At 66.1% G+C, this 3,745-nt stretch carries 3 protein-coding genes; all 3 read left to right on the forward strand.

Annotated elements, in window-relative coordinates; translation table 11 throughout:
- Positions 1–163: 163 nt before the first annotated feature.
- On the forward strand, positions 164–1,489 hold the full coding sequence (locus DBR23_RS23305) for an HlyD family efflux transporter periplasmic adaptor subunit (RefSeq protein WP_108499740.1): 1,326 nt from the start codon (positions 164–166) through the stop codon (positions 1,487–1,489).
- 16 nt (positions 1,490–1,505) lie between these two features.
- Positions 1,506–3,149, forward strand: coding sequence for a DHA2 family efflux MFS transporter permease subunit (locus tag DBR23_RS23310; protein ID WP_255581855.1), 1,644 nt, complete (start codon positions 1,506–1,508; stop codon positions 3,147–3,149).
- A 230-nt stretch (positions 3,150–3,379) separates the two neighbouring features.
- A complete protein-coding gene (locus tag DBR23_RS23315) occupies positions 3,380–3,538 on the forward strand; it encodes a DUF3309 family protein (protein ID WP_007856361.1) in 159 nt (52 codons plus the stop codon).
- Positions 3,539–3,745 lie beyond the last annotated feature (207 nt).

Raw genomic sequence — 3,745 nt, forward strand, 5'->3', positions numbered from 1 at the left:
CCAATTGCCACGCGCGGCAACATCTGGCATAAAAAATGAATTCTTAATAGCCCAAACGCTTATGAGCTAAAACTGGCCGTATCCTGGCTTGCCCTCCACCGCACCGGACCGGACCGCACTCATTCAAAAACACATAACAACACATTCCTGAAAGACCACAGCCATGACCGCCAACAGCGAACCCCTCACCGCCAACGAAGCCAACACCGCCCGCCGCCGCGGCCTCACCCTCATCGCCGCAGCCGTCGCGCTGGTGGCCATCGGCTGGGGTGGCTGGCACTGGGCCAATGGCCGCCATGTCGAGACCACCGACAACGCCTACGTGGCAGGCAACGTGGTGCAGATCACGCCGCAGATCGGCGGCACGGTGGTGTCCATCGGCGCTGACGACACCGACTATGTGAAGGCCGGCCAGTTGCTGGTCAAGCTCGACCCCGCTGACGCCCGCGTGGCGCTGGAGCAGGCCGAGGCCCAGCTCGCCCAGACGGTGCGCGAAGTGCGCACCCTGTATGCCAACAACTCCACGCTCAAGGCCCAGGTCAGCCTGCGCAGCGCCGACCTGGCCCGTGCCCAGGCCGATGCTGCCCGCGCCCAGGACGACGTGAACCGCCGCACCCCGCTGATGGCCAGCGGTGCCGTGGGCAAGGAAGAGTTCCAGCACGCCACCGCGCAGCTGGCCGCCGCCAAGAGCACCGTGGCCGCCGCCCAGTCGGCCGTGCTGGCCGCACAAGAACAACTGGCCGCCAGCCAGACACAGACAGAAGGCACCTCGGTCGAGCAGCACCCCAATGTGCAGCGCGCCTCGGCCCGCGTGCGCGAGGCCTACCTGGCCGTGCAGCGTGCCCAGCTGGTCGCCCCGCTGGACGGCCACGTGGCCAAGCGCGGCGTGCAAGTGGGCCAGCGTGTGCAGGCCGGCGCCCCGCTGATGACGCTGGTGCCGCTGAACGACCTGTGGGTGGACGCGAACTTCAAGGAAAGCCAGCTCAAGACCCTGCGCATCGGCCAGAACGCCGAACTGGAAGCCGACGTGTACGGCACCAAGGTCACGTACCACGGCACGGTGACCGGGCTGGGCGCAGGTACTGGTGCTGCCTTTGCGCTGCTGCCCGCACAGAACGCCACGGGCAACTGGATCAAGGTGGTGCAGCGCGTGCCAGTGCGCATTGCGCTCGACCCCAAGGAAGTGGCAGAGCACCCGCTGCGCGTGGGCCTGTCGATGGAAGTCAAGGTGGACACCGCCGACCAGAGCGGCAAGACGCTGGCCGACACCCAGCGCACCACGCCCGTAGCCGCCACCGCTGTGTTCGACGAGCAGTTCAAGGCCGCCGACGACGAAGTGGCGCACATCATCGCCGCCAACCTGGGCCGCAATGGCAAGGCCGCCGTGGCAGTGGCGTCGCCCAAGGTGAGCAGCCAGCCCGCAGTACAGGCGCAAAAGCATGCATCGGCCCCGGCGCAGCCCGCCGTGCAATCCCCGGTGGTGCAGTAAGCGGGATTGACCGAGCATGACTGCCGCCAACCCCACTGCAGACACCGCAGGCCAGGCCCCCGCTCCGGCGGCGCCTGCTGCGGTGTCGCCACCAGCAGCCCCCCCCGGGCCGCCTGCTGCCTATCCGCCGCTGCAGGGCACCGCCCTGTTGCTGGGCACACTGTCGCTGTCGCTGGCCACGTTCATGAACGTGCTGGACTCGTCCATCGCCAACGTTTCCATCCCGGCCATTGCCGGCGACCTGGGCGTGAGCCCCGGCCAGGGCACCTGGGTCATCACCAGCTTTGGTGTGGCCAATGCGATCTCGGTGCCGCTCACCGGCTGGCTCACGCAGCGCTTTGGCGCGGTGCGCCTGTTCACCATGAGCGTGCTGCTGTTCGTGCTGACCTCCTGGCTGTGCGGCTTTGCGTCGTCGCTGGAGATGCTGGTCTTCTTCCGCGTGCTGCAGGGCCTGGTGGCCGGGCCGATGATTCCGCTGTCGCAAACGCTGCTGCTGGCGAGCTACCCGCGTGCCTTGGCCGGCACGGCGCTGGCGCTGTGGGGCGTGACCACGCTGGTCGCGCCGGTGGTGGGGCCGCTCCTGGGCGGGTGGATCACCGACAACATCTCCTGGCCGTGGATCTTCTACATCAATGTGCCCGTGGGCCTGCTGGCCGGGATGCTGACCTGGGGCATCTACCGCAAGCGCGAGACCCCCATCCGCAAGCTGCCGATTGACACCGTGGGCCTCAGCCTGCTGGTGCTGTGGGTCGGCGCGCTGCAGCTCATGCTCGACAAGGGCAAGGAGCTGGACTGGTTTGCCTCGGGCGAGATCATCACCATGGCCGTGGTCGCCGTGGTGGCGTTTGCTGTCTTCCTGGTGTGGGAGCTGACCGAGAAGCACCCGGTGGTGGACCTGAAGCTCTTCAAGGGCCGCAACTTCACCTTTGGTGCGCTGGCGCTGTCGGTGGCCTATGCGCTGTTCTTCGGCAACGTGGTGCTGCTGCCGCTGTGGCTGCAGCAGTGGATGGGCTACACGGCCACCTCGGCCGGCATGGCGCTGGCGCCGGTGGGCGTGTTCGCCATCCTGCTCACGCCGCTGGTGGGCAAAAAGGTCGGCCAGTGGGACCCGCGCCGCATGGCCACGGGTGCGTTCATTGTGTTCAGCACGGTGCTGTGGATGCGTTCGCAGTTCACGGTGCAGACCGACTTCATCCACATCCTGATCCCCACGCTGTTGCAGGGCGCTGCCATGGCGTTCTTCTTCATCCCGCTCACCACGCTGACGCTGGCGGGTGTGTCGCCAGACCGCATCCCGGCGGCAGCAGGTTTGTCGAACTTTGTGCGCATCACCGCCGGTGCCATGGGTACGTCGATTGCCACCACGCTGTGGGAGAGCCGCGCCGCCATGCACCACGCGCACCTGACCGAAGGGCTGGTGCAAGGCCAGGGGGTGTTCGCGCAGACGCTGGATGGCCTTGTGGCCTCAGGCCTCACGCAGATGCAGGCGCTGGCGCAGATCAACCGGCTGATCGACCAGCAGGCGTTCACCCGCGCGGCCAACGACATCTTTTTGGGCTCGGCCGGGTTGTTCTTGCTGCTCATCGGGCTGATCTGGCTGACCAAGCGCCCTGCGCGCACCGGTGGCGCGGGCGCGGCAGACGCGGCGGGGGCCCACTGAGAGGCTTCGGCACAGGTTTGGAGAGAAAACAGCTGCAAGCGCCAGTCAAATATGCGCCTGCAGCTATCATTTTTGACATGAATCTGCGGGGTCTCGTCCGGGCACAACCCGGGCATCCCACAGCGGGTGTCGGAAATCCCTGACCCAGCGGCGGGCGCGGCACCTGCGGGCAGCTAGCGGGGTGCACCCAACAATGCACTCACCGCAAACCACTCCAACAAGGAACTGCCATGTCGCTCTCGCTGATTCTTCTGATCGTTCTGATCCTCATCCTGGTCGGCGCCCTGCCCACCTGGGGCCACAGCCGCTCATGGGGCTACGGGCCCAGCGGCGGGATTGGCCTGGTGGTGCTGATCCTGGTGATCCTGCTGCTGATGGGCCGGATATGACCGGTAGCTGAACTTCCGGTGCAGGCCACACAGCGTCTGCCGAGGGGAAGTTTTCAAATGCACACACAGGGCCCTTCCGAGGGCCCTTTGTCTTTGGCGCTTTGTAGGAGGGTGGCGCGGCATGGCGGCCACCCGGACTCGGCCAGAAACACGCAAATGATCAATTTGTAGCAAAAACACAATTAAATTGATAACATTGGCATATTA

This window comes from Acidovorax sp. HMWF018 (assembly GCF_003061035.1).
GTDB lineage: Bacteria > Pseudomonadota > Gammaproteobacteria > Burkholderiales > Burkholderiaceae_C > Acidovorax > Acidovorax delafieldii.

Bases quoted from the DNA above. Each gene is read 5' to 3' on its own strand.
- DBR23_RS23305 (WP_108499740.1), top strand. From the start codon at position 164: ATGACCGCCAACAGCGAACCCCTCACCGCCAACGAAGCCAACACCGCC.
- DBR23_RS23310 (WP_255581855.1), top strand. From the start codon at position 1,506: ATGACTGCCGCCAACCCCACTGCAGACACCGCAGGCCAGGCCCCCGCT.
- DBR23_RS23315 (WP_007856361.1), top strand. From the start codon at position 3,380: ATGTCGCTCTCGCTGATTCTTCTGATCGTTCTGATCCTCATCCTGGTC.